The 26,543-nt window shown below is 43.5% G+C and carries 21 protein-coding genes; 20 read left to right on the forward strand and 1 reads right to left on the reverse strand.

Annotated features, from left to right (window positions below; all coding sequences use genetic code 11):
- Genes HDC92_RS07140 through HDC92_RS07205 form a run of 14 tightly spaced genes read left to right on the forward strand, consistent with a single transcriptional unit; the run spans window position 1 to window position 22,810 of the window.
- Entirely contained in the window at window positions 1–1,422 is a 1,422-nt protein-coding gene (locus HDC92_RS07140) for a glycoside hydrolase family 140 protein (protein WP_183873343.1), read from the forward strand.
- Window positions 1,419–2,354, forward strand: coding sequence for a glycoside hydrolase family 43 protein (locus HDC92_RS07145; RefSeq protein WP_183873345.1), 936 nt, complete (start codon window positions 1,419–1,421; stop codon window positions 2,352–2,354). The genes HDC92_RS07140 and HDC92_RS07145 overlap by 4 nt, the downstream gene beginning before the upstream one ends.
- Before the next feature lie 33 nt (window positions 2,355–2,387).
- Window positions 2,388–4,229 carry an exo-alpha-sialidase gene (locus HDC92_RS07150; RefSeq protein ID WP_255484472.1) on the forward strand — a complete coding sequence of 614 codons (1,842 nt, stop codon included), beginning with the start codon at window positions 2,388–2,390 and terminating at the stop codon, window positions 4,227–4,229.
- Between the two features lie 8 nt (window positions 4,230–4,237).
- Window positions 4,238–5,671, forward strand: coding sequence for a sialate O-acetylesterase (locus HDC92_RS07155; RefSeq protein ID WP_183873349.1), 1,434 nt, complete (start codon window positions 4,238–4,240; stop codon window positions 5,669–5,671).
- A 14-nt stretch (window positions 5,672–5,685) separates the two neighbouring features.
- Window positions 5,686–8,448: a glycoside hydrolase family 2 TIM barrel-domain containing protein gene (locus HDC92_RS07160; RefSeq protein ID WP_183873351.1), complete on the forward strand. Its 2,763-nt coding sequence runs from the start codon at window positions 5,686–5,688 to the stop codon at window positions 8,446–8,448.
- A 33-nt stretch (window positions 8,449–8,481) separates the two neighbouring features.
- On the forward strand, window positions 8,482–11,214 hold the full coding sequence (locus tag HDC92_RS07165) for an alpha-L-rhamnosidase (protein WP_183873353.1): 2,733 nt from the start codon (window positions 8,482–8,484) through the stop codon (window positions 11,212–11,214).
- Between the two features lie 13 nt (window positions 11,215–11,227).
- Window positions 11,228–11,902: a DUF3826 domain-containing protein gene (locus HDC92_RS07170; RefSeq protein ID WP_255484473.1), complete on the forward strand. Its 675-nt coding sequence runs from the start codon at window positions 11,228–11,230 to the stop codon at window positions 11,900–11,902.
- Between the two features lie 23 nt (window positions 11,903–11,925).
- Window positions 11,926–13,062 (forward strand): sialidase family protein, encoded by a 1,137-nt coding sequence (locus HDC92_RS07175; RefSeq protein ID WP_183873355.1) that lies wholly within the window; start codon window positions 11,926–11,928, stop codon window positions 13,060–13,062.
- A 3-nt stretch (window positions 13,063–13,065) separates the two neighbouring features.
- A complete protein-coding gene (locus HDC92_RS07180) occupies window positions 13,066–14,460 on the forward strand; it encodes an acetylxylan esterase (protein ID WP_183873357.1) in 1,395 nt (464 codons plus the stop codon).
- A gap of 4 nt (window positions 14,461–14,464) precedes the next feature.
- Window positions 14,465–15,352 carry a sugar phosphate isomerase/epimerase family protein gene (locus tag HDC92_RS07185; RefSeq protein ID WP_183873359.1) on the forward strand — a complete coding sequence of 296 codons (888 nt, stop codon included), beginning with the start codon at window positions 14,465–14,467 and terminating at the stop codon, window positions 15,350–15,352.
- A gap of 6 nt (window positions 15,353–15,358) precedes the next feature.
- On the forward strand, window positions 15,359–17,875 hold the full coding sequence (locus HDC92_RS07190; RefSeq protein WP_183873361.1) for an L-rhamnose mutarotase: 2,517 nt from the start codon (window positions 15,359–15,361) through the stop codon (window positions 17,873–17,875).
- A 15-nt stretch (window positions 17,876–17,890) separates the two neighbouring features.
- On the forward strand, window positions 17,891–18,976 hold the full coding sequence (locus HDC92_RS07195; RefSeq protein WP_015808585.1) for a Gfo/Idh/MocA family protein: 1,086 nt from the start codon (window positions 17,891–17,893) through the stop codon (window positions 18,974–18,976).
- Between the two features lie 30 nt (window positions 18,977–19,006).
- Window positions 19,007–20,596, forward strand: coding sequence for an SLC5 family protein (locus HDC92_RS07200; RefSeq protein WP_183873363.1), 1,590 nt, complete (start codon window positions 19,007–19,009; stop codon window positions 20,594–20,596).
- A gap of 9 nt (window positions 20,597–20,605) precedes the next feature.
- On the forward strand, window positions 20,606–22,810 hold the full coding sequence (locus tag HDC92_RS07205) for an amylo-alpha-1,6-glucosidase (RefSeq protein ID WP_183873365.1): 2,205 nt from the start codon (window positions 20,606–20,608) through the stop codon (window positions 22,808–22,810).
- Here the strand turns inward: HDC92_RS07205 and HDC92_RS07210 are convergent.
- The gene (locus tag HDC92_RS07210) at window positions 22,801–23,310 is read right to left on the reverse strand and encodes a DUF6266 family protein (RefSeq protein WP_183873367.1); all 510 of its coding nucleotides are present in this window, start codon (window positions 23,308–23,310) and stop codon (window positions 22,801–22,803) included. The genes HDC92_RS07205 and HDC92_RS07210 overlap by 10 nt on opposite strands.
- A 289-nt stretch (window positions 23,311–23,599) precedes the next feature.
- On the opposite strand from HDC92_RS07210, the gene HDC92_RS07215 reads away from it, so the two are divergent.
- The 6 genes from HDC92_RS07215 (at window position 23,600) to HDC92_RS07240 (ending at window position 26,487) form a co-directional block, all read left to right on the forward strand.
- Window positions 23,600–24,109 carry a DinB family protein gene (locus HDC92_RS07215; RefSeq protein WP_183873369.1) on the forward strand — a complete coding sequence of 170 codons (510 nt, stop codon included), beginning with the start codon at window positions 23,600–23,602 and terminating at the stop codon, window positions 24,107–24,109.
- A gap of 150 nt (window positions 24,110–24,259) precedes the next feature.
- A complete protein-coding gene (locus tag HDC92_RS07220; protein WP_255484474.1) occupies window positions 24,260–24,457 on the forward strand; it encodes a helix-turn-helix domain-containing protein in 198 nt (65 codons plus the stop codon).
- A 39-nt stretch (window positions 24,458–24,496) separates the two neighbouring features.
- Window positions 24,497–25,042 (forward strand): Crp/Fnr family transcriptional regulator, encoded by a 546-nt coding sequence (locus tag HDC92_RS07225; RefSeq protein ID WP_255484475.1) that lies wholly within the window; start codon window positions 24,497–24,499, stop codon window positions 25,040–25,042.
- A 115-nt stretch (window positions 25,043–25,157) separates the two neighbouring features.
- On the forward strand, window positions 25,158–25,646 hold the full coding sequence (locus HDC92_RS07230) for a DUF4199 domain-containing protein (protein ID WP_183873373.1): 489 nt from the start codon (window positions 25,158–25,160) through the stop codon (window positions 25,644–25,646).
- A complete protein-coding gene (locus HDC92_RS07235; RefSeq protein WP_015808578.1) occupies window positions 25,643–26,002 on the forward strand; it encodes a DUF1801 domain-containing protein in 360 nt (119 codons plus the stop codon). Before HDC92_RS07230 ends, HDC92_RS07235 begins: the two co-directional genes overlap by 4 nt.
- Before the next feature lie 50 nt (window positions 26,003–26,052).
- Entirely contained in the window at window positions 26,053–26,487 is a 435-nt protein-coding gene (locus HDC92_RS07240) for an SRPBCC family protein (protein ID WP_183873375.1), read from the forward strand.
- Window positions 26,488–26,543: the final 56 nt, after the last annotated feature.

The raw sequence follows: 26,543 nt of genomic DNA on the forward strand, positions 1-26,543 counted from the left end.
ATGTATCAAAGAATAGTTTTATTCGCTATGGTCTCGTTAATGCTCTATGCCTGTGCATCGGACCAAAAACCGAAAAGTTTAAAAAGAGGGTTGCACATTTCAGCAAACGGCAGGTATTTTACTAAGGAAGATGGCAAGCCTTTTTTCTGGCTCGGCGATACAGGCTGGCTTTTGTTTAACAAACTGACCCGTGAGCAGGCCAGCCAATACCTGGAAGACCGTATGCAAAAAGGTTTTAATGTAGTGCAGGTAATGGTGTTACATACAGTGCCATCCGTAAATATTTATGGCGATTCTTCGTTGGTTGGAGGAGATATTTCAAAACCTAAGGTTACGGAGGGTAGCTCATTTGCAGACTCCACACAATATGATTTCTGGGACCATGTAGATTATATCGTAGATAAAGCAGCAGAGAAAGGTATATATATGGCGATGGTACCGGTTTGGGGCACGAATGTGAAAAATAAAAAAGTTACACCTGAACAGGCTAAAATTTATGCCGAATTTCTGGCGAAACGTTATAAAGACAGGTGGAATATTATCTGGTTAAACGGTGGGGACATCAAAGGGTCAGAAGTAAAACCAGTATGGGAAGTGATTGGCAGTACTTTACGGACAAATGATCCCAACCACCTCATTACTTTCCATCCCAGAGGCCGGACCGGTTCGTCGGAATGGTTCCATGAGGCCAAATGGCTCGATTTTAATATGGTACAGTCCGGACATCGCCGTTATGAGCAGGATACTTCCGCAAAAGAAAAATGGCATTATGGCGAAGACAACTGGAAGTACATTGAAAAAGATTACAGCCTTAAACCTGTAAAACCTACTATAGATGGGGAACCGTCTTATGAAGGCATACCGCAGGGATTACATGATGTGACCCAGCCAAAATGGAACGATGCCGATGTGCGCAGATACGGCTACTGGTCGGTATTTGCCGGTGCTTTTGGTTATACTTATGGTGATAATTCTGTAATGCAGATGTACAATCCGGCAGATAAAGATCCGGCTTATGGTGCAACCAAGCCATGGCAGGAAGCCATAAACGATCCTGGCGCAGGGCAGATGGTCCATTTAAAAGACCTGATGCTTTCCAGAAAAAGTGAAGCTTATTTTGACAGGGTACCAGATCAGTCGCTTATTGCCGGAGCTGCTGGCGGCGATGGAGAAAAATACAACAGGTTAATGGCTACAAGAGGTAAGGACTATATTTTCGTATATACCTATACCGGCCGCAACATTCCCCTGAAGATGGGTGTACTGGAAGGTGATAAAGTTAAAGCATCCTGGTTCAATCCAAAAAATGGAAAAACAACAGTGATTGGCGAAATAGAAAATAAAGGAATACATGATTTCGATGCACCTGGATTAGAAAGAAATGGAAATGATTGGGTGTTGATTATAGATAAATTGAAATGATGAACAGTCTGAAAAGTACATACTGGTTATCTTTATGCTTGACACTATTGGTTGCACTAAGCGCTTGTTCCAAAAAAGGTTACGTATTTACCTCCTTTCATGAACCTGCCGATGAAGGCTTAAGGATGCTGTACAGTTATGATGGTTACAAATGGAACGACCTGGATAAAATTTACCTGAAACCGGAAATAGGCGAGAAGAAGATCATGCGCGACCCATCAATGGTACAAGGACCGGATGGGGTATTCCATCTGGTCTGGACCTGCGGATGGAAAGGGGAGAAGGGATTTGGTTACGCCAACTCAAAAGACCTGATACACTGGTCGGCAGAACAGTTTATCCCGGTATTACAACAGGAGAGTAATGTCATTAATGTGTGGGCCCCGGAGTTGTTCTATGATGACCAAAAAAAAGAATTTATCATCATCTGGGCCTCTACCATTCCACATCGCTTTGCAAAAGGAATAGAAGATGAAGAGAACAACCACAGGATGTATGCCATTACCACCAAAGATTTTAAAACATTTACCGACACAAAATTATTCCTCGATCCGGGTTTCAGCGTAATTGATGCGGTCATTGTACAACGGTCGGCAAAAGACCATGTGCTGGTACTGAAAGACAATACCAGGCCAAACAGGAATTTAAAAGTAGCTTTCAGCAGCGATGCCTTAGGGCCATACACGGGCGTTTCTGCAGCCTTTACCGGAAAATTGACAGAGGGGCCAACGGTTGTCAGGCTCGGAAAAGACTGGTTAATTTATTACGATGCTTATGGGGAGAAAAAATATGCAGCGATGAAGACTAGTGATTTTAAAACTTTTACTGATGTGACTTCAGAGACTATTGTTCCCAAAGGGCATAAGCATGGAACTATAGTAAAAGTAAGCAGGAAAATAATTGAAAATCTGAAAAAAGATAAGGCCAACTAATGGTTTAAACACCATTGAAAAGATTGTATGCCAATGAGAAGATATAAAATTTGGTTAACCCCCGTACTTTTGATACTGGTACAAGCAGCACAAGCACAAGATACCTTACGTTATACCGGCAGTGTCATGGTTAATGCCGACTATCACCATGGTCAGCTTGTGCCTGCGATGGGGGTACACAACATCCAGACTTTCAGGGCCAACCGGGAACATCCTGAACTGGCTGAGGGACTAAACTGGACTTATAACCATGCACCCATGCTGGCCTGGTGGAATGGTACTTTTTACCTGGAATACCTGAGCGATCCTGTGGGTGAGCATATCCCGCCCAGCAGAACACTGTTGCAAACCTCTAAAGATGGTTACAAATGGTCTAAGCCGGACATTGTTTTTCCGCCCTATAAAATTCCCGATGGCTGGAAAAAAGATGGCTATCCTGGTGTAGCTAAAGATTTATATGCCACCATGCACCAACGCGTTGGTTTTTATGTATCCCAGTCCGGACGCCTGTTCCTGCTGGCTTACTATGGTATCGCTATGGATAAAAAAGACGATCCGAATGATGGAAAAGGCATCGGGCGCGTCATCAGAGAGATCAGGAAAGACAATACTTATGGTCCTATATATTTCCTCAGGCCGAATTCCAGCTGGGATATGAAGCATGCGGCATATCCGATGTATAACAGCAGTAAGGATAAAGACTTCGTAAAAGCATGCAATGAAATTCTGGCCAGTCCCTTAATGATGCAGCAAATGGTAGAAGAGGCCGATAGAAATGATCCTCTAATTCCATTGAACAGACCAGTAAAGGCATTCAGTTATTACCACCTGCAGGATGGAAGGGTAGTGGGGTTATGGAAACATGCGCTAACATCCATCAGCAAGGACAGTGGCAAGAGCTGGCAATATAATCCGCTGCGTGCACCTGGAGTAGTAAACAGCAATGCCAAAATATGGGGTCAGCGTACCTCAGATGGCCGTTTTTCCATAGTATACAACCCTTCGGAATTCCGCTGGCCACTGGCCGTTTCTACTAGTGATGACGGCTTGGATTACAAAGACCTTTTGCTGGTTAATGGCGAAATCTCTACCATGCGCTATGGTGGTAATTACAAATCCTATGGTCCGCAGTATATCCGTGGGATCCCGGAAACTGATGGTAAGCCAGCTGATGGCAATATGTGGCTTACTTATAGTATGAACAAAGAAGACATCTGGATCGCCAAAGTACCGGTACCTGTAATTTCCAGTACTAAAATGCCGGTCGATGAAGTGTTTAATTCCCTTCCCGACGGGCAGGAACTTAAATTATGGAACATTTTTAGTCCGCTTTGGGCCCCGGTTCGAATAGAAAAGACACCCGATGGTACTAAGGCACTCACTTTGCGCGATAAAGATCCATACGATTATGCCAAAGCGGAACGGTTGATCCCGGAAGCAAAAAAAGTAAAAGTAGAATTTTCAGTAAGCCCGGCCCAGAACAATACCGGGTCATTGCAGATTGAATTTCAGGATGCCAAAGGTACAGCAGCGGCCAGGTTAATATTTGATGCCGATGGTGCCTTAAAAGCCAAGGTGGGTTACCGGAATTCTGAGGTCATGAAATACGAAGCAGGAAAAACATACCACATCAGGATAGAGCTGGACCGGGACAAAAGGATGTACGACATCTTTGTAAATGGCCAAAGTAAAGGAACAAGGCTGATGTTTGTACCTGTAGCATCATTTGAAAAAATTACGTTCAGAACAGGTGATATACGCCGGTTTCCGGATGTAGATACACCAACAGATCAGGATTTCGATCTTAAAAATGCTGGCACACCAGTGAAAGAAGCCGTATATTACGTCAAATCATTAAGAACAACAGCATTTTAAATTAAACTATGAATCTGAAAACGTATTTCCTTTGCACAGCCTTATTTTTTGGATGGACGACAGCAGTCCCGGCAAAAGTATTATTGCCACAGATCTTGTCTGGCAATATGGTATTGCAGCGTGATAAACCCTTAAACATCTGGGGCTATGGCAGTCCGGGCGAAAAGGTAACTGTTAGTTTTTCTGGTCAGCAAAAGACTGCGGTAACCGATGCAAAAGGTAACTGGAAGGTGCTTTTATCTCCCTTGAAAACCTCAGCAGTTCCGGCCACAATGACCATTAAAGGAACAAATACCATTCAGTTAAAAAATATCCTGGTAGGTGAAGTATGGTTGTGTTCGGGGCAATCGAACATGGAATATGCCATGCACAAATTAAAGACCATGAAAAAGCCACTGAATGAAAAGCTGGGTTTTCCGGCAAATGAAGTGGCCAATGCGCACAATAACCTGATCCGTATCTTCGTGGTCAACCGTAAAGATCTGGCTAAACCGGATACCAATCCCAAAAACTGGAACGTAGCTGCAGATCCGGCATTAAAAAATTCATCTGCTGCTGGTTATTTTTTCGCAAAGGAATTGCAAAAACAACTTCATGTGCCAGTTGGGATGATCACTTCCGCAGTTAGTGGTAGTGCCATAGAGCCCTGGATTCCAGTAGCAATTCTTGCCGGTCCTGATTTTCAGGGACAATATCTGGGTAGCGATCCGGGTAAATTCTATCCTACCATGATCGAACCACTTATGCCTTTCGCCATTAAGGGGGTAATCTGGTACCAGGGAGAGACCAACTGTTTCAGGAGAGAAAATATTACCTACAGTTATAAAATGAAGGCGCTGATCAACAGCTGGAGAAGGGGATGGAAAAACCCGGGTATGTCATTTTATTACGTGCAGATTGCACCTTTTCAATATTCCAAAACCATGCAGAATGTGGAGATAGAACCAGAATTCTGGGAAGCACAGGCACAGGTGATGCGGATGCCTAAAACAGGTATGGTAGTTACTACAGACCTTAACGATAAAATAGATGAGCTGCACCCTACCTACAAATGGGAAGTGGGGAGGCGTTTGGCACTTTGGGCCCTGGCCAGAGACTATGGTAAAAAAATAGTCTACTCCGGACCAATGTACCAATCCGTGAAATTTAAAGGCGCTACTGCCGAACTGCAATTTAACCATATTGGATCCGGATTGAAAAGTTCGGATGGTAAGGCATTAAGTGATTTCAGTATTGCAGGTGCAGATGGCAGGTTTGTGCCCGCTGTGGCCCGCATTAGCGGTACCAAGGTACTGGTTTCGGCAGCAGCCGTAAAAAAACCGGTGGCAGTACGTTTTGGCTGGACTGAATCTGCCAGTCCTAATCTATACAATAAGAATGGCCTTCCTGCATTGCCGTTTCGTACAGATAATCCGCTGATTACCCAATTTAACCCGATATAACCCAATCCCGATTCATGAAGCTTAAACCGATCCTTTCCGTACTGCTGCTATTGTTGTTTTCTGTTGTTCAGGCCCAGCAAACCGAACAACTGTATTTGTCGGGTACCGGCAACGACGATACAGTTAAATGGGATTTTTTCTGTACTGCAGGGATGAATTCGGGTAAATGGACAACTATACCGGTTCCTTCCAACTGGGAATTACAGGGCTTTGGAAAATACAATTACGGATTTGCCAAAGACAGTGTAAGGGGCAAAGAAGAGGGCTTATATAAATATAATTTTAAGGTACCATCAGCCTGGAAGGGCAAAAAGATCAATATTGTATTTGAAGGATCAATGACCGATACGGAAGTAAAGGTTAATGGAAAATCGGCAGGCCCCACACATCAGGGATCTTTTTACGTATTCCGGTACGACGTATCAAGCTTGTTAAAATATGGTTCAGCCAACCTCCTTGAGGTAAAAGTAGCCAAACATTCTGCCAATAAATCGGTAAACGATGCCGAGCGGAAAGCAGATTTCTGGATTTTTGGAGGCATATTCAGGCCAGTATATCTGGAAGCACTTCCCCTGCAGCATATAGAGAGGGTAGCTGTAGATGCGCAGGCCGATGGCCGGTTTAAAGCGGAAGTTCAGGTAGTGGGCAAGGCTGATGAGCTTAGCTTGCAGTTGTATACAGCCGATGGAAAGCAGTACGGTGCGCCAGTCAGCACCAGGTTAAATGGTAAAGCCGGAATGACCAGCCTTTCAGGTATTTTTCAGTCGCCGCAATTGTGGTCTTCAGAATTTCCTAATCTGTACACCGCCACATTCACCCTATATCAAAATAGCAAAATTATACATACCCTGTCCAAAAAGATCGGTTTCCGTACCATTCTTGTAAAACCAAGGGATGGGGTATATGTAAATGGTGTTAAAATAAAATTTAAAGGTGTGAACAGGCATTCTTTCCGGCCTGCATCCGGGAGAACATTGAGCAAAAAGAACAGCATTGAGGACGTTGAGTTAATGAAGGAAATGAATATGAATGCGGTGCGCATGTCACATTATCCTCCTGATGGTCATTTTCTGGATGTATGTGATTCGCTGGGCCTGTATGTAATGGATGAACTTGCTGGTTGGCACGGACATTATGATACTCCAACAGGAACCAAACTGGTTAAAGAAATGCTGCGCCACGATGTGAATCATCCATCCATTATTTTCTGGGCCAATGGAAATGAAGGAGGGCATAACCGCGATCTGGATCCCCTGTTTGCCAAAGAAGATATTCAAAAACGTCCGGTAATCCATCCCTGGGAAGATTTCAATGGATTCGATACCCAGCATTACCGGGAATACAACTATGGTATTGGCAACTACAGGCAGGGCCACAGCATACAGATGCCCACTGAATTTTTACATGGTATGTTTGATGGGGGACATGGTGCCAGTTTGGAAGATTACTGGGACGATATGTTATCGAACCCGCTTTCTGCCGGTGGATTTCTCTGGGATTTTGCCGATCAGGGGGTTGTCCGTACCGACAAGAATAACACAATAGATGCAGATGGCAACCGCGGGGCTGATGGAATTGTAGGACCTTTCCATGAAAAAGAGGGCAGCTATTTTGCCATCAAAGAGATCTGGAGCCCTGTGTTTTTTGAACATAGGGAAATGACACCCGAATTTGACGGGGTATTTAACATAGAGAACCGTTATCATTTTGCGAATCTGAATACCTGTACGTTTAGCTGGAAACTGTTAAACCTGAAAACCGGACAGGAAATGAGCGGGAGGTTGATCTCACCTGATGTACAGCCGGCAGCAAAAGGCCGGCTGCAGGTAAATTTGCCACAAAACTGGTTCTCTTTCGACGTATTGTACCTTACCGCCACCGATCTATATGGCAAAGAATTGTTTACCTGGAGCTTTCCCATCACACTCCCTAAAAAAGAGGCGTTAACCCTGGTTAAAACTGCTGGAGACAAGGCGGTAAGCTTTAAAGAAAGTGATAGCCTTTATACTGTTTCAGCAAATGGTATACAGTTAAGCTTCAGCAAAAAAAATGGGATATTGCGTCAGGTAAGGAATGAAAAGGGAATTATCCCATTTACAAACGGACCGCTTGTACAGGAAGGTGCCACCAATTTTCAAAATATCCATCAGTATAAGGATGGTGAGAACCTGGTCATAGCATCCACTTTTGACAGAAAAACTGCCTACAATACCTTAAAATGGACCATCTATCCTTCGGGCTGGGTAAAACTACAGGTGAAATATTTCCCTGCCGAGTACCTTACTAATTTTATCGGATTAAATTTTTCTTTTCCGGAAGACCAGATCAAGGGGGTGGAATACATGGGAAGAGGCCCATACAGGGTATGGAAAAACCGCTTAAAAGGCAATCCTTTTGGTGTCTGGAAAAAGGATTATAACAATACAGAAACCGGCGAAACCTGGATATACCCCGAATTCAAAGGATACCATTCTAACATGTACTGGTGTAAATTTATTACAAAAGAGCAACCTTTTAAGGTGGTAACCGAAAATGAGGACGTTTTTTTAAGGTTGTTTAGCGCAGCATTTAAAACCGACCAATGGCACAATTATGAACCGCTTTTCCCTTCTGGCGACATTTCCTTTATGCAGGGCATTCCCGGTATCGGTACAAAAACGCAAAGGGCAGACCGGAGTGGGCCAATGGCCATGAAAAACATTTTTTATGATTATGAAAAAGATCCTGCAAGAGCATTGGACTTAACACTTTACTTTGATTTCTCGGGGAACAACTAATTGCGTAAATTAAATGGAAAAAGGCAGAACCAGATGAACCTTAAAAGACATATCCTACTCACAGCGATTTTAATGCTGAACCTCAGCATTGCTTTTTCGCAGGTAACGCTGCAAAACCTGCGCTGTGAAATGCTGCAAAACCCTTTGGGAATTGATGTGGCCAAGCCCCGTTTAAGCTGGGAGATCGCCTCAACCCGAAATGATGTGCAGCAGACTGCCTATCATATCCTGGTTGCTTCATCGCTGGCCAAACTTACTGAAAATGATGCCGATATCTGGAATTCAGGCAAAGTCAATTCAGCGGAATCTTTGTACAACGTGTATGCCGGGCAGACCTTAAAAAGTAAAAATAAATATTACTGGAAAGTAAAAGTTTATACCAGTAAAGGCGAAAGCAGCTGGAGCCAGCCAGCCTTCTGGCTAATGGGGTTATTGCATTATAAAGATTGGGAAGGCAGATGGATAGGTTTTGACCGCTTTTTTACCGGCGACAATGAGGCCGAGGCAAGGCTATCTGCCCGTTATTTCAGAAAAGAGTTCAGCACCACTAAAACTGTAGCCTCAGCAACCGCCTACCTGATGGGCATGGGTTTGTATGAGCTGTATATAGATGGGCAAAAAATTGGCGACCAGGTGCTGGCACCGACGGCAACCGATTATACAAAAAATATAAAATACAATACCCTTGATGTCACTGAGCAGCTTAGGCATGGGGGAAACCACGCTATAGGGGTTATACTAGGCAACGGTCGTTTTTTTGCCATGCGCCAGTCCAAAGCTTATAAAGTAAAAACATTCGGACTACCTAAACTATTGCTGCAGGTAAACATTAAATATACAGATGGTTCAACGGCAACCATAAAAACAGATGATACCTGGAAAGGCACAGCCGATGGACCAATTCTGGCCAATAATGAGTACGATGGAGAAATATATGATGCCCGGAAAGAATTTAAAGGATGGAGCGAACCAGGATTTAAGGAAGACAAGTGGCTACGGGCCGAATATGTACAGGAACCCGGGGGAACTTATGAAGCCCAGTTAAACGAAGGCATGAAAGTCATGAAAACGCTGTCGCCCGTGTCCATTGCCAGACGCCCGAATGGCAATTACATCCTCGATTTCGGCCAGAACTTTTCGGGCTGGGTAAAATTTAATGTCAAAGGGCCTCGTGGAACAAGTGTTTCCCTGCGTTTTGCTGAATCACTGGAGCCCAATGGTGAGCTGTTCAGGACCAATCTTCGTGATGCCAAGGCCACCGATATTTACACGCTTAAAGGAGAAGGGACTGAAACCTGGGCACCAAGGTTTACTTATCAGGGCTTCCGGTATGTAGAGTTGAATGGATATCCTGGTGTTCCGCAAAAAAGTGATTTCTCAGGGTGCCTGATCTATGATGACATGAAAACTGCAGGTACTTTTGAGTCATCGAACAGCCTGCTTAACCAGATTTTCAAAAACGCATGGTGGGGCATTGCATCTAATTACAAAGGGATGCCTGTCGACTGCCCACAGCGCAATGAACGTCAGCCCTGGCTGGGCGATAGGACCGTAGGTGCTTATGGCGAAAGTTTTTTGTTTGACAATACGGCATTGTATAAAAAATGGCTGGATGACATCCGATATGCCCAGAAAGAAGATGGGGCAATACCGGATGTGGCCCCGGCATTCTGGCGTTATTATAGCGACAATGTAACCTGGCCTGCAACCTTACTTTTTGTAGCAGATATGCTGTACCGGCAAACGGGTGACAGCACAGTGATCCGTAAAAATTATCCGGCAGTAAAAAAATGGATGAGCTATATGAAAGACAGGTACATGAGCAGTGAAGGGATCATGACCAAAGACAGCTATGGCGACTGGTGTGCACCGCCTGCAACAGCCGAGGATGGCAAAGGGGTAAATGCTGATCAGAAACACCCGAGTGCCTTAATTGCTACGGCTTATTATTATCACCTGGCCAACATGATGGCCGGTTACAGCGCACTTACAGGAAATGCAGGAGATAAGGAAAGCTATACCAGATTCGCTGCTGAGGTAAAAAATGCTTTTAACCGTAAATTTTATAATTCGCAGGGATATTATGGTGATAATAAATTAACGGACAATTTGTTGCCGGTCTACTTTGGCCTGGTGGGAGAAGCCGATAAAGGAAAAGTAGTAAAGCAAATCTGTTCCATAATTGAGGAAAAAAACAATGGGCATCTCAGTACAGGGTTAATCGGCACACAATTTTTAATGCGTACACTTACTGAAACAGGAAGGCCTGACCTGGCCTATAGAATTGCCTCGCAGAAAGCCTATCCGTCCTGGGGTTACATGATTGAAAATGGTGCAACTGCTATCTGGGAATTATGGAATGGAAATACTGCTGCACCTAAAATGAATTCGCAGAACCACGTTATGATGCTGGGCGATTTAATGATCTGGTATTATGAAAATCTTGCTGGTATTAAAGCTGCTGCACCTGGTTTCAAAGAAATCACTATGAAGCCAGAGCTGATTGAAGGACTCAACAATGTAACTGCAGGTTATCAGTCGGTATACGGCCTTATAAAAAGCAGCTGGACCAAAACCGGTAAAAAATTTAGCTGGAACATCAGTATTCCGCCAAATACCAGGGCAAAAGCCTACCTGCCTGCCAGCATGCAAAGCCAGGTAAAAAAAGGAGCTTCAGCTGATGGAGCGAAGTATATCATGGCAGAAAATGGAAGGGTAGTATTTGAGTTGAAATCAGGAGAATATGCTTTTGTAGTTGAACAATAGAAAAATAAAAAAAATGATAAACAGAACCACAAAATTTTTAATGAGCTGCTGCCTGATGGCTGGTATTTCCTTCATTTTCATAAATGGGGCGGATGCCCAGGAACTAATTATTCCGGCCGATGTGAGTGCCAAAGCCGCTGAATATACTGCTGCATTAAAACTGGATGATGCCGCAAAAAGCAAACGTGTAGAAAGTGTGGTCGCCATACACATGACCCAGGTAAAAGACTGGCACAACGCCCATCCGGCTACTACAGTGCCTGCAGGTATCAATCCGGTAACGGGCAGCAAATTAACTGAGCTTGACCGTACCATTATAGCCGATTCGGCCATGCCGGAAACCGTACACAAAGATTTAATGGAGGGGCTGCGTAAAGAGTTAAGCACAGAACAGGTAGAAGCGATACTGGACAAATACACAATAGGTAAAGTAGACTTTACGATGAAAGGCTATAAGGCCATTGTACCAGACCTGACAACTGCGGAAGAAGCGAAAATTCTTGGTTTTTTGAAAGAAGGCCGCGAAATGGCGGTAGATTACAAGAACATGAAGCAGATCTCGGCCATTTTCGAGATTTACAAAACCAAATCTGAGCAGTTCCTGAACAATAACGGCCGCAACTGGAGGACATTGTACAGTGATTATACCAAAAAAATCAAGGCCGAGAAAGCAAATAAAAAGCAATAATAAATACCCTTATTAAAGAAAAAATGTTAAAAAGAAGCGCAGGTATAATCGGTTTACTGATTTGTTTAACCGGAGGATATGATTTAAAGGCACAATCGCAAAAATGGCGGTCAGGTATTATAACAGACGAATTCTTATATGAGAAGGCAGCATTTCCTTCCTGCCATTCTGCTACCATAGCCGAAACGCCTACCGGATTGGTGGCAGCCTATTTTGGTGGTACCCATGAACGCCATCCGGATGTGGAGATTTATGTGAGCAGGCAGGTTAACGGAACCTGGCTTGCTCCGGTTTCTGTAGCCAATGGTATACAAAACGACAAAGTCAGGCTGCCTACCTGGAACCCTGTATTGTACCAGGTGCCTGGTGGAGAACTGTTGCTTTTTTACAAAATTGGCCCTAAGCCATCCGAATGGTGGGGCATGATGCGCAGCTCAAAAGATGGCGGCATTACCTGGTCTGAAGCGCAGAAATTACCGGAAGGCCAGATTGGCCCAGTAAAAAACAAACCGGTGCTGCTCAGCAATGGTAACTTGTTCTGTCCTTCCAGTACAGAAGGCAAAGGCTGGAAAGTCCATTTCGAAGTAACCAAAGACAATGGCAAAACCTGGCGCTTAATCGGCCCGCTGGAAGGTGGGGAGATCAATGCTATACAGCCAAGTATCCTGGATCATGGCAATGGAAAACTACAGATCCTGGCCAGGAGCAGGAACAGGGCAATTGTAGAATCCTGGTCGCAGGACAACGGTGAAACCTGGTCTGCTTTAGCAAAAACGTCCCTGCCAAACAACAATTCAGGCACCGATGCAGTAACTATGAAAGATGGCAGACATGTATTGGTATACAACCATGTACTGCCTCCCGGAGACCTGGCAAAAGGGGCCCGGACGCCATTAAATGTAGCGATTTCCAAAGATGGTAAAAACTGGTCGGCAGCGTTGATCCTTGAGGATTCGCCCATCAGCCAGTATTCCTATCCTGCGGTAATCCAAACCTCAGATGGTTTGCTGCATTTCATTTATACCTGGAGAAGGGAAAAGATCAAACATGTAGTAGTTGATCCATCAAAACTTAAGCTTAAAAAGATAGTAAATGGCATTTGGCCAAAATTAAAGGGCTATACAGCCCCTGTGGTTACTGATGTTAAAAACGAGGAATAGCAGATGAAACGGATAGCTTTATTTCTGGTGGCAATGGCTTTAAGCAGTATATTGCTGGCACAGACCCAAAATTCGGATAGCCTGTACAGGCAGCCGCTTAAAACTGTTTTATCGGAAATAGAAGGCCGTTTCAAAGTAAAAATAAAGTATAGTGAAAACCAGGTGAACAACCGTTGGGTAAACTATGCCTTATGGCGCTTCAGACCCGATGTTGACGAAACACTGGCCAATGTGCTCGCACCGCTCGACATGAAGGTCAATAAAGAAAAAGAAGGGGTTTACAAATTAAAAGAATACGAATATTACCGCTGGAATGCAGCAGAGGGCCAGGCTACCCTAAACCATCTGGCCTCACTGTACCAGGATAAAGCCAGCTGGGAGAAACGCAAGGCCTTGATCAGGCCATTGTTGTACCAGGCACAGCAATTGTCGCCCTTACCTGCAAAACCTTTATCTAAACCCATCATTACACCAAAAAGAGTAATGGATGGTTATACGGTAGAGAACATTGCGATAGAAATATTGCCCGGCCTGTACATCAATGGTTCTTTATACAGACCCTCGAAAATCAGGGGAAAAATACCTGTAATGCTTAGTCCGGACGGGCATTGGGGGCAGCAACGTTACCGTGCCGATTGCCAGCTGCGTTGTGCCACCATGGCCCGCATGGGGGTAATGGCCTTCAGTTACGACCTTTTTGCCTGGGGCGAATCGCTGTTGCAGTTTAAACCGGAAGACCACAGGCGAAGCCTGGCACAAACGATACAAACCTTAGGTGGCATCAGAATACTGGATTATGTATTGTCCCTTAAAGAAACAGATCCGGGCAGGGTGGGCATTAGTGGAGGTTCGGGTGGCGGAAGCCACACTGTATTGATGGCCGCCATGGACGATCGGATCAAACTCAGTGCACCTGTAGTTTCGCTTTCTTCTTCATTTTATGGAGGTTGTCCTTGTGAAAGTGGCATGCCGATACACCTTTGCGCAGGTGGAACCAATAATGTGGAGTTGGCCGCGATGGCGGCACCAAATCCTCAGTTGGTCGTGTCAGATGGTAAGGACTGGACGGTTACCGTACCTGGGCAGGACATGCCTTTCCTGAAAACGATATATGGTTATTACGGACAGGCTGAACGGGTTGAAAATGTGCATCTGCCGGAAGAAGGACACGACTTCGGTTATTCCAAGCGAAAGGCCCTGTATGATTTTTTAGTGCAGAATTTCAAACTCGATGTTGCCGGAGTAAAAGATAAAGATGGCAAATACGATGAAAGTAAATGTACCATTGAAAAAGAACCTGCCATGTATGTATTCGGCGAAAAGGCTGAGCGTTTGCCTGCAAATGCCATAAAGGGTTTTGAGCAACTGGAACAAGTATTTAAAGCGGCAACAAAATAAGAAAATGGACAACAGGCGTATTTTTATCCGGAAATTTGGACTGCTTGCAGGGAGTGTTTTACTGTCAGATCAGCTAATGGCCTTTGCCGCCTTTAAGGGACCACGCTATAAAGTGGCGGTAATAGACCTGATGATCCTGAAAAGACAAAAATTAAGTGCCTTTCCTTTAAGCAAGGAAATTGGTGCCGACGGTGTTGAACTCGATATGGGCGGTCTGGGCGACAGGGATACTTTCGATAACAAACTGGCCGATCCCTTAGTACGCGCGGAATTTCTGGCGAAAGCAAAAGAATTGAACCTGGAGATCTGTTCATTGGCCATGACCGGTTTTTATGCGCAGTCGTTAGCCACCAGGCCTACCTACAAACAAATGATCGGCGATTGTATCAGTACCATGAAAGCTATGAACGTTAAAGTGGCTTTCCTGCCATTGGGTGTACAGGGTGATCTGGTCAGAAATCCTGAACTTCGCCCAGCTATAGTAGAACGCCTGAAAGTAGCGGGGGCAATGGCCAGACAAGCTGGAGTAGTGATTGGGATTGAAACTGCTTTAGATGCTGCAGGAGAATTGAAACTGTTACAGGACATTGGTTCAGCTGCGGTTAAAAGTTATTTCAATTTTTCGAATGCCATTAAAAACGGGCGCGACCTGCACCAGGAGCTCAGGATACTAGGCAAAAAGAATATTGTCCAGATCCATTGTACCAATGAAGATGGGGTATGGCTGCAAAATGACCCTAAGGTTGACCTGAAGGCCATTCGTAAAACCCTGGATGATATGGGTTGGAAAGGCTGGCTGGTCATCGAGAGGTCGAGGGACCAGAAAGACCCAAGAAATGTAAAATGGAATTTTAGTGCAAATACGGCTTACGTAAAGTCGGTTTTTCAATAAGCCTTTATGAGATCAGTTAAAACTTACCTGGTACTGTTTATCACCTTGTTGCTATTGGGAGAGCTTAAGGCGGCAGATATTTATGTCTCTTTAAAAGGCTCAGACCATAATCCCGGAACCAAAACGCAGCCGGTAGCCACATTGGCCAATGCTTTGCGCAAGGCCAGGGAATTGCGGCGTTTAAATGATCCTTCTGTCAGAAATGGGATTAATATTATTATAGAACAAGGTGTTTACCAGCTGGATGAGCCCGTTGTGGTACGGCCGGAAGATAGCGGAAGTGCAGCAAGCCCTACCTACATTACTGCTGTAAAAAATGAAACCATAGTTTTAAGTGGTGGCAGGCAAATCTCGGGTTGGAAAAAAGCAGCCGAAATAACAGGCCTGCCAGAAATTGCAAAGAATAAGGTTTGGGTGGCCGATGTACCTGAATTGGGAAACAGGTTACTGGAATTTCGGCAGCTCTGGGTAAATGGCAAAAAAGCGATAAGGGCAAGGGATTGCAATGCTGACAGTATGCAGCGTATTTTGTCATGGGATTTTAACAAGCGTACCTGCAAAATCCCGCTCAGCAAAAACATTGCAGCAGCAAAAGGTGTCGAAATGGTCATCCAGCAATGGTGGGCCATCGCCAACTTAAGGGTTAAATCACTAAATGTAACCAACAATGAAGCTGAGCTGGCTTTTATGGAGCCCGAAAGCAGGGTGCAGTCGGAACATCCCTGGCCAGCGCCATGGCTTTCTACCAAAACAGGCAATTCACCCTTTTATTTAACCAATGCCATTCAGTTCCTGGATCAGCCTGGAGAGTGGTATGAAGATTTGCAGAACGGCAAGGTATACTACTGGCCTTTAGCTGATGAAAACCTGAACACGGCTGAGGTGATTGTACCTTACCTGGAAACGCTGCTTAAGATGGAAGGTAGCATAGACCACCAGGTGAGCCATGTACATTTTAAAAATATTTCATTCCAGCATGCCGGTTGGCTGCGGCCTTCGCATTTTGGACATGTGCCACACCAGGCAGGCATGTACATGCTCGATGCCTATAAATTAAAAGTTCCGGGAACACCTGATAAAAAGACCCTGGAAAATCAGGCCTGGGTAGGACGGCCCGCGGCAGCTGTTGAAGTAGCTTATGCACAGCATACCAGTTTTGAATCCTGTCGTTTTGAACACCATGCCTCAACGGGACTCGATTACCGGCAGGGAACCAGCAATAACCTCATCAAAGGCAACCTGTTTAAAGATATAGGGGGTAGCGGGATATTGCTGGGTATATTTTCTGATGAAGCCACAGAAGTACATTTGCCTTACAAGCCAAAAGATGAAAGGGAGATCTGTACCAATGAAAGCATACTGAACAACCTGATTACCAATGCAACCAATGAGGATTGGGGCTGTGTAGGTATTGGTGCCGGCTATGTAAGGGGGATAAATATTGCCCACAATGAAATTGCTGAAGTAAGTTATTCAGGTATCAGTATGGGCTGGGGCTGGACAAAGAGCAGCAATGCCATGCGCAACAATACGATCAGGGCAAACCGGATCCATCATTATGGAAAATACCTCTATGATGTGGCCGGAATTTATACTTTATCGGCCCAGCCTGGCTCATCAATTACCGGCAATGTTATAGACAGCATTTATAAAGCCCCTTATCCGCACGATCCGGAGCATTGGTTTTATTTATATACCGATGAAGGTTCTTCTTATTTTACCGTAAAGGACAATTGGACACCTGCTGATAAATACCTGCAAAATGCCAACGGACCTGGAAATGTATGGCTAAATAACGGGCCGGGGGTTGGGGGAAACATCAAACAGCAGGCTGGATTGGAACCCGCCTATCAGTGGTTACGCAAAGAAAGTTACGTACCTCAATCCAGGCAACGTATCAACGAGGTTTCACTTCAAAACGGAAAACAGCTTGTCATCGAAGTGATCCTTAAAACACCAGTAAAAGCTGCCAAAGATTCCTTTAAGCAGGTGTGCATCCAGCAGGGTATTCCGGTTTCATCTGTATACCAGTGGAACAATCGCTTGCTGCTCTATGCATTAATGGCTTCCCCTGAAAACCTGATGAAAAAGATTCGGCAGCAGTTTAACAATGCAGAGGTAAAACTATACGATAAGGTGTTTTATACTTTTGACCGCAGTACACATTGCGGCCTGGAAAAGGTTAAAGAATGGGACAATATCATTTTGAGTGCCAACCTGGTGAAAGATGAAAAATTGCAAAAAGCGTACCTGGATTACCATGCCACGCAATTTGAAAAATGGCCGGAAGTGGCCAAAGGATTTTGCAATGCTGATTTTCAGCAACTCAGGATTTTTAAGAGCGGCAGACAGCTGATGCTGGTCATCAGCATACCAAAAGGGGCAAGTTTAGATGAGCTGAACCCTAAAACTACCTTAAACAATCCCCGTGTAGATGAATGGAACCAGATAATGAAGAAATATCAGGAAGGTATTGCAGGCACAAAGCCGGATGAGACATGGGTGTTTTTTAGTAAAGAATAGAAGATTTAGAACAATATGTTAAAATTAGGAATTTTAGGTTTGGGAGAAGGGCGCAGCACCATGTCGGCAGCCCTTGCGAGTAATAAATACGAGCTGGTCAAAATTTGTGATGCCAGTGAAGCGGTATGCAAACAAAGGGCAAAAGAGTTCGATTTCCCTGATTACACTACCAGTTACCAGGAAATGCTGGATGATGCCGCCATCGATGTCATTGCCATTTATACACCTGATCATTTACATGCAGACCATGTGAAACTGGCCTTACAGCATGGTAAACATGTAGTGTGCACAAAACCTTTTATTGATGATCTGGGTAGGGCCAGGGAGCTCCTGGAGATATCAAGGCAAAGCGGTAAAAAAGTTTTTGTAGGTCAGAGCTCCAGGTTTTTTGAACCTTATAAAAGGCAAAGAACAGATTATACTGAAGGCATCATCGGCGAACTGATCACCGTAGAATGTCACTATAACGCAGACCATCGCTGGTTCCTTGAAAAAAAATGGGCACTGGAACCTTCTTTTAAATGGTTGTATGGGGGCTTAAGCCATCCTGTTGATTTTATCAGGTGGTACCTGCCCGAAATCGAAGAAGTAATGGGCTATGGGATGATCAGCGCCAATGGTAAAAAGGCAGGATTAAAAAATGAAGATACCATGCATTTCATTTTTAAAGCTACAGATGGCAGGGTTGCGCGTGTAAGTGGTGCTTATACAGGGCCCATTCAGCCCGCTTACAGGGAAAGCGAAATGAGCTGCGTATTAAGGGGAACTGAAGGGGCCAGTCAGGCCGATTATCACGAACTCCGTTATGCGGTAACCACCAATACCGGCGAAGAAAAGCTGATCACCTGGGGTGATGCCAAATTGAAACACTTCTTCCGTTTTGAAGGGCAGAGCCATCATGCGGGCGAATACCAGAACTACCTGGAATATTTTGCAGAAAGCATAGCGGACAATACGACTGCCTATCCCGATTTAAAGGAAGGTATCGGCACAATTGCTTTGTTACAGGCTATGGACAGGTCGCTGCAAACCGGTGTTCCCGTTAAAATTAATGATATCCTGAATGAATACCAGCTATTGAGGAGCGATTTCGGCCTTTAATGCAAAACCAAAAAAAACAAATCTAATATAATGGGAAACATTGTTGAACGTTTAACCAGCCTCGATTACATCATCGTCATTGCCTACCTGGTTATTCTAATTGTTATCGGTTACCGGGCCAGTTTCTCTAAAAAGAAAAATGAGGATGAAACGCTTTTCCTGGCCAATAAATCGTTGGGCTGGTCAAGCATAGGCTTTAACATGTGGGGTACCAATGTTGGCCCCTCCATGTTGCTCGCCTTTGCCAGCATTGGTTACAGTACAGGTATTGTGGCCGTCAATTTCGACTGGTATGCCTTTGTTTTCCTGTTTTTGCTGGCCATTGTTTTTGCACCCAAATACCTGGCCGCCAAAGTAAGTACCATGCCCGAGTTTATGGGCAAAAGATATGGAGATTCTACACAGAATATTCTGGCCTGGTACGCGCTGATCAAGATCCTCATTTCCTGGTTATCCTTAGGTTTGTTTGCCGGGGGCTTTCTGGTAAGACAAATACTCGGCATCCCCATGTGGCAATCCGTTACTGTACTGGTTGCGTTTGCGGGTTTATTTACTTTTTTCGGCGGCCTGAAAGCCATTGCCAAGGTAAATGTTTTTCAAATGATCCTGTTGATTGCCGTGTCGTTGGCATTAACCATATTGGGCCTGTATAAAGTAGGGGGTATTGAAGCTTTATACAGCAAAACCCCTGCACATTACTGGAACCTGATCCAGCCGGCAAGTGATCCAAAATATCCCTGGTATGCCATTTTGCTGGGCTATCCGGTAGCAGCTGTGGCTTTCTTTTGTACAGACCAGGCTATGGTGCAATCGGTTTTAGGTGCAAAGAACCTGGAGCAGGGCCAGCTTGGCGTCAGTTTTATCGGCTGGCTAAAAATATTGTCATTGCCCCTGTTCATCATTACCGGCATACTGTGTTATGTATTGTTCCCGGGTTTAAAAGATCCTAATGAAGCCTATATGACCATGGTTACCCATCTTTTTCCTCCGGGAATGAACGGTTTGGTCATTGTGGTACTTATTGCCGTACTGGTGGGCACCATCGGTTCTTCATTAAATTCCTTGAGTACCGTATTTACCATGGATGTTTATGTGAAAAACATCAATCCTCAGGCCAGCAATAAACAGATCATTAGGATGGGCCGGATATCCGTCATCGCGGGCTGCGTATTTGCCGTCATCGTAGTACTGGCTATCGATAACATCAAAGGCCTTAACCTTTTTGATGTGTTTCAGTCGGTACTTGGTTTTATTGCACCTCCTTTATCGGTTGTATTCCTGTTAACCGTTTTCTGGAAAAGGACTACCCGCAAAGCAGTGAATTTTACGCTTTCAGTGGGCTCTGTTTTGAGCCTGGGTACAGGCGTTACTTACCTGTGGATCCTTCCACCTCATAAATACCTGTTCTGGCCACATTACCTTATCCTTTCTTTTTTAATTTTTGCAGGCTTGCTGCTCATTGCCATACTGATCTCGCTGGCCGACAGGAACCCTACAATTTATGAGATCAATGAACTGGATAAAAGTGCCATCGAAAAACCGACCAACCGGGTCTGGGTTTCCTGGATTGCCCTTGCCATTGTGATGGTTGCCTTATATATATTTTTTAACGGACATTAATTTTTTGATATGAAACTCATCCCCAATTTTTTAAAAACCAGTATGCAGCAAACAGTGCTGTTGTTATTGTTGGCCCTTGTTTGCTGTGCTGATACTGTTCTGGCGCAGCAATCTGGTAAAGCATCCTGGATCTGGTATCCTGGCGATCTGGACATCTGGGTATCCAATAAAATGCAAAACCGCAGAACAGAAAGGGGAGCTTTTTTGCCACCATTCTGGAAAATGGATAGCCATTATGTACTGGTTGAATTCCATAAAGAGTTTAACCTGGCCAATGCCGAAGAGGTCAATCTATATGTAGAGGGACAGTACAATGTGAAAATTGACGGGCAGGCTTTTTCGGGTTATCCTAAAAAGATCACCGTACCGGCAGGTAAACACAAACTTAGTTTAAAAGTATACGGACAGGATAAAGTACCAGCCATATTGGTACAGGGAAAAACAGTTGTATCGGATGAGAGCTGGCTGGCTACTTTTGAAGATAAGGAATGGATTGATGCGAGTGGAAAGGCATCCGATAAATCGGGTACTACCTTTGTATCTGCCGCTTCCTGGAACCTGACCGATCCCTTATCGCCACCATCCCGGTTTAAGCTGGCCACTACGCCTATGGCTGCGGTAAAAACAGACAAAGTAAACAATGGTTTTGTGGCCGATTTCGGTAAGGAAACCTTTGGCTTTATTAAGCTGCATGGCTTAAAAGGTAAAGGTAAACTGCACATTTATTATGGAGAATCTAAAGAAGAGGCCTTATCTGCCGACCATTGCGAAACCCTGGACCTGCTGGAAATTGACCTGAAGGGAAAACAGGATTCAGTAATTGAACTTTCCAAAGCTTTCAGGTATGTCAACTGTCAGCCTGAAGGTAATGTAACCCTGGATAAAGTGAGCATGTTGTATGAGTATGCGTCGGTCACAGAAAAAGGGAATTTCCGTTGCTCAGATGAGCAGATCAATAAGATCTACGACATTTCTAAGTATACCTTCCACCTCAATACCCGCGAATTTTTTATCGATGGGATCAAGCGCGACCGCTGGGTATGGTCGGGCGATGCTTACCAAAGCTATCTGATGAACTATTATTCGTTCAACGAATCGCCAATTGTGAAACGGACTTTACTGGCCCAAAGGGGTAAAGATCCGGTAACGGCACACATCAATACCATCATGGATTACTCTTTCTATTGGTTTTTAGGAATTTATGACTATTACCAATATTCGGGTGATCAGAAATTTGTACAGGATATTTATCCAAGAATGAAAAGCCTGATGGATTATGTTTTAGGGCGCCGGAATAAGGACGGTTTGCTGGAATGGATGCCTGGCGACTGGATTTTTATAGATTGGGCCGATAAATTGAGCAAAGACGGGGAAGTGAGTTTTGAGCAATTGCTGTTTTGCAGGAGTCTGGAAACTATGGCACTCTGTGCCGATATGGCAAAAGATACTGAGGCCGCTGCCAATTATAAAAAGCTTGCTGCCGATTTGAAAGCCAGGATATTTAAGCTGTACTGGGACGAGAATAAACATGCCCTGGTACATAGCAGGATTAACGGGAAGCCTACAGACAACGTAACACGTTATGCCAATATGTTCGGCATTTTCTTCGATTATTTTAGCCCTTCACAAAAACAGGAGGTAAAACAACATGTATTGATGAACGATAAAATCAATAAAATTACTACACCATACATGCGTTTTTATGAGCTGGAAGCACTTTGTGCCATGGGCGAGCAATCTTACGTACTCAAACAAATGAAAGATTACTGGGGCGGTATGCTGGAATTGGGTGCTACCTCTTTCTGGGAAGAATATAACCCTGATAAAAAAGGGGTAGAGCATCTGGCTATGTACGGCAGGCCTTTTGGTAAAAGCCTTTGTCATGCCTGGGGCGCCAGCCCAATTTACCTGCTGGGTAAGTATTATTTAGGTGTTAAACCACTTTCAGCAGGTTATGAAACTTATGTAGTTGAACCTTCACTGGGAGGATTGGAATGGATGGAAGGAAAGGTACCAACACCATCGGGCGAGATCTCATTGTATTGCAGCAAAAAAGAGATCAAGATTAAAGCAGATGAAGGATCAGGTGTGTTAAGGTTTAAAAGTGTGTCCAAGCCAGTTGTAAAAGGTGGTAAAGTAGTTGAAGTTGGCAAAAGGACTTATGAACTTAAATTGATGAAGGGTGTTCAGTACACGGTTAATTATCAGAAGTAATTATCCCGGTTAAACAAATGGCTTGCGAAACACATCAGTTCCGCAAGCCATTTCATAACAGGACTGTCTACAAAAACCGCTTTGTCAGTCGGCTTCCCATCTTCCGATCCGGCAGGGCCCAGCTCCCATAAAAACTTAACTGTGCCAGGTGTATCAATCAATACTTCAGCGTTTAAAGCCATTGGCAGCGCCCCATCGCTAAACTTCAGTTTCGTAAAGTCAATCGTGAAATCAGGCGATACGCCGGTAACGGCATTGTTGATGTTGTAGGCCACAGCGGCATTCATGGCCGATTGATTACTTGGCTTGTTTTGAAAACCAACCTTAATGATGGCACTCAGCCGCTTTAAAAATGCCGTCATCAGCGCAAGCTTTAGCTGTACCGGTATTTGTGCGGTAGTAGGTGGGCGTTTCACCTTACGTGGCATGGCCTTAACCAAATCCATTAGTCGCCAGAAACAGCCATACGCAGTTCCCAATTGTCCCTGAAACTTATACAAAAGCCTTTACATGAACCACAAAAAAGAAAAAATATTTTAATTTAGGATTTATTGAACTTTCTAAAGGCACTGATCACCTGGAATATAAAATCCCAAATTAACGCTATCAAAAAAGAGTTAAAGTTTTTATCTTAGGCTCACTGTTTCACTTCTACAAAGGAGGTGCTTATGAAAAAGTCACATATAAAAATAGCTCATTAGCGAAACGAAATTATTAAAGTATCGCTTTTCTGGTGCTGATCGTTCAGGTCAGTCACCCTTCTTATGATCGTTTAATTATTTTTTTATTATGACAAAAAATCATTTTTTGTCCCTGTACCAGTATAATACATGGGCCAATAATACAATATTGAATCACCTCAAACAACTTCCTGAAGGAATTATCCGTAGCCAAGTCAAAAGTGTTTTTCCTTCTATATTTGATATCCTGATGCATGTTTACATCATTGATCAGGGATGGTATTCTGTTTTAACCAAAGCATACCGTTCAGATGATTATCAAACTATAAAGACTACAGTGGATCGTTTGGTAAGCGAGGTCAAAGATCTGGGACTGGAAGATTTTACGAAAAAGCAGCAGAACCTGGCTATCAACCTGGAAACTTTTATTCCCGGGAACGACATGGGATATATGGATACATTTTCAGGTGTTCAGATGACTTACGGGGATGTGGTTACGCATATGGTTAACCATGGCACTTACCATCGTGGTAATGTGACGGCGATGTTGCATCAATTGGGGGAAAAGGGGGTACCCACTGACTATGGGGTATACCTTTATTATACCAGTCGGCAATAACATTAGAGGGGAGCTTAGGCTTCCCTTAATCTGCTTTTATAGTGCTTGCGCGTAGATAGTTAAGCATTTTAAAAATGGTTAATTTTGTCGCAATACCCCACTATGATTGGCGCAATAATCAACCTTATTTAATGTGTAGACTGCATAACTTTGTTAAATGAGTATATCCAACGTGTCAAGATTGAAGCAGCTAAAAAAGAATTGGAATCGGGAGAAATGAAGATCAATGATATCATGCTGGAAGTGGGCTATTCTGATAAGAGCACTTTCAGGAACTCATTTAAATTATTAACCGGGTTACTCCCTAATGAATACCGCAACAAATATCATAGCAGAGTTACTAATTAAAACAAAATGATGATGGACCAGTTTTTCAAAAAAATAGGGATGTACACAGTCCTTTCAAAAGAAGCTGAATCTGCCTGGAGAAACCTACTTAAAGAAAAGACCTATAAAAAAGGAGAATGCTTTATAAGAATTGGACAGGTGCCTAAAAAGGTAGCATTTGTCTTAAAAGGTCTTTTTTCGCAAAATTACATTGACGACAACGGTGATACAATAATAAAATACTTTTTTCATGAAGGCAGGATTGCCGGCTCCATCCCGGCTACCTTGCAGCAGTCGGAAAGTTTGTTTGATATTACAGCACTTGAAGAAACAACCGTTCTGGAATATGATTTTGTTGCGTTCAAAAGGTTGGTTTTAGGTTATCCTGATATTGCCGTATTTTATATTCATTATCTGGAATTACATTGGGTTATTGACAAAGAACTCTATGAGGTTTCGCTGCGAAGCGATTCGGCAAAAATTCGCTATGCTGATTTTTTACGGAAATATCCCGAGCTAGTTAAAAGGTTAAAGAAACATCACATTGCCTCCTATCTTGGCATTACACCAACGCAGTTAAGCCGGATTTTTGGTTATAGTGGATAAATTTTAAATCCTCAACATTTGTAAAGGGTTTTCCATTTTGACGTCTTCATCTTTGTATTGTAATCAACATTAAATCAAAACAATGAAACAATAGTAACCAATTAAACAAAATAACATGGAAAAGTATAAAATTGAACTCAAATGGGCATTCATTTTTACAGCAATGTATCTGCTATGGATGACAATGGAAAAACTTGCAGGATTACACGACAAGTATCTCGAACAACAACAGTTAATAAGTATGTTTGTGCTGGTTCCTGCTATTATTATTTATGCTCTTGCCATAAAGGACAAGAAGAAAAACCACTATGCAGGAACCATAACTTATAAACAAAGCTTTATGAGTGGACTTCTGCTTACCATATTCGTGGTTCTGCTCAGCCCGATCAGTCAGCTTATTACCTCCCATATTATTACGCCTGACTACTTTGCCAATGTTATTGCGCATACGGTCAAATCCCGAATGTTTACCCAGGAGCAGGCCGAAGCACAATTCAATATTAAAAGCTACATCATTACCAGTATTATAGGAGGATTGGTAACAGGTATCATTTTCAGTATAGTCATTTCCGTATTCACCAAATCAAAAACCAGATTAACATGAGCAAGACAAACAAAATAGACGAGTTTGTAAGTAAACTCAACCATCCGATGAAAGCCGAAATTGAGGAGGTTATAAAAATAATCCGCAGTGCAAGCAATGACCTGGAAGAGGATGTAAAATGGGGTGGCCCGAGTTTTGATTACAAGGAACCAATGGCGACGCTAAGTTTGAGGGTGGCAGGAACAATTGTTTTCATATTTCACAAAGGAGAGTTGATTAAAGACGAAAGTAGCTTATTGGAAGCCGCACCGAAAGGCAAAGCCTATTTGAAACTTCGCTCCATGAAAGAAATAAAGGACAACGAAGCGAACATTCAGCATATCGTAAAGGAATGGATTAAACTCATGGATGCCTGAGAAAATAAGGTGCTACAACAATATTATTGAATATTAAAAAAATAAGCATTATGGGAACTGAAAATCTTATAGCAAAGGCCGAAGAGGCGATCTTAGCAAAAGTTGACCAGGTTTGGAAAGCACTGGTTGATCCGGATTCAATCAAACAATATATGTTTGGAACTTCTGTTCAATCTGATTGGAAAAAAGGTAGCAAAATTACCTGGCAGGGGGAATGGAAAGGAAAAAAATATGAGGACAGAGGTGAGATCACAAAGATTGAACCCAATAAGGTATTGCAGTACACGCATTTTAGCCCCCTTTCCGGTTTAGCCGATAAGCCCGAAAATTATCATACTGTTACCATCAGTTTATCTGCAGTGGGGAACCATACAAAAGTTATTTTGACCCAAGATAAAAACCTTAGTGAAAAAGCGCAACAGGAATCGCAGAAGAATTGGGAAAATATGCTTGGATCCCTCAAAGAAGTTGTAGAAGGCCATTAGCCGTCTTTGTTTGATTACCCTGGGTGTTCTTGGATGCGGTATAGAAAAATGTATAA

The sequence above is a fragment of the Pedobacter sp. AK017 genome, assembly GCF_014200825.1.
GTDB lineage: Bacteria > Bacteroidota > Bacteroidia > Sphingobacteriales > Sphingobacteriaceae > Pedobacter > Pedobacter heparinus.

Excerpts from the sequence above, each read along its gene's own strand:
- HDC92_RS07155 (WP_183873349.1), top strand. The coding sequence starts at position 4,238 with ATGAATCTGAAAACGTATTTCCTTTGCACAGCCTTATTTTTTGGATGG.
- HDC92_RS07150 (WP_255484472.1), top strand. The coding sequence starts at position 2,388 with ATGAGAAGATATAAAATTTGGTTAACCCCCGTACTTTTGATACTGGTA.
- HDC92_RS07230 (WP_183873373.1), top strand. The coding sequence starts at position 25,158 with ATGGAAAAGTATAAAATTGAACTCAAATGGGCATTCATTTTTACAGCA.
- HDC92_RS07205 (WP_183873365.1), top strand. The coding sequence starts at position 20,606 with ATGAAACTCATCCCCAATTTTTTAAAAACCAGTATGCAGCAAACAGTG.
- HDC92_RS07170 (WP_255484473.1), top strand. The coding sequence starts at position 11,228 with ATGATAAACAGAACCACAAAATTTTTAATGAGCTGCTGCCTGATGGCT.
- HDC92_RS07215 (WP_183873369.1), top strand. The coding sequence starts at position 23,600 with ATGACAAAAAATCATTTTTTGTCCCTGTACCAGTATAATACATGGGCC.
- HDC92_RS07235 (WP_015808578.1), top strand. The coding sequence starts at position 25,643 with ATGAGCAAGACAAACAAAATAGACGAGTTTGTAAGTAAACTCAACCAT.
- HDC92_RS07190 (WP_183873361.1), top strand. The coding sequence starts at position 15,359 with ATGAGATCAGTTAAAACTTACCTGGTACTGTTTATCACCTTGTTGCTA.
- HDC92_RS07225 (WP_255484475.1), top strand. The coding sequence starts at position 24,497 with ATGTACACAGTCCTTTCAAAAGAAGCTGAATCTGCCTGGAGAAACCTA.
- HDC92_RS07145 (WP_183873345.1), top strand. The coding sequence starts at position 1,419 with ATGATGAACAGTCTGAAAAGTACATACTGGTTATCTTTATGCTTGACA.
- HDC92_RS07185 (WP_183873359.1), top strand. The coding sequence starts at position 14,465 with ATGGACAACAGGCGTATTTTTATCCGGAAATTTGGACTGCTTGCAGGG.
- HDC92_RS07165 (WP_183873353.1), top strand. The coding sequence starts at position 8,482 with ATGAACCTTAAAAGACATATCCTACTCACAGCGATTTTAATGCTGAAC.
- HDC92_RS07195 (WP_015808585.1), top strand. The coding sequence starts at position 17,891 with ATGTTAAAATTAGGAATTTTAGGTTTGGGAGAAGGGCGCAGCACCATG.
- HDC92_RS07240 (WP_183873375.1), top strand. The coding sequence starts at position 26,053 with ATGGGAACTGAAAATCTTATAGCAAAGGCCGAAGAGGCGATCTTAGCA.
- HDC92_RS07200 (WP_183873363.1), top strand. The coding sequence starts at position 19,007 with ATGGGAAACATTGTTGAACGTTTAACCAGCCTCGATTACATCATCGTC.
- HDC92_RS07140 (WP_183873343.1), top strand. The coding sequence starts at position 1 with ATGTATCAAAGAATAGTTTTATTCGCTATGGTCTCGTTAATGCTCTAT.
- HDC92_RS07180 (WP_183873357.1), top strand. The coding sequence starts at position 13,066 with ATGAAACGGATAGCTTTATTTCTGGTGGCAATGGCTTTAAGCAGTATA.
- HDC92_RS07160 (WP_183873351.1), top strand. The coding sequence starts at position 5,686 with ATGAAGCTTAAACCGATCCTTTCCGTACTGCTGCTATTGTTGTTTTCT.
- HDC92_RS07175 (WP_183873355.1), top strand. The coding sequence starts at position 11,926 with ATGTTAAAAAGAAGCGCAGGTATAATCGGTTTACTGATTTGTTTAACC.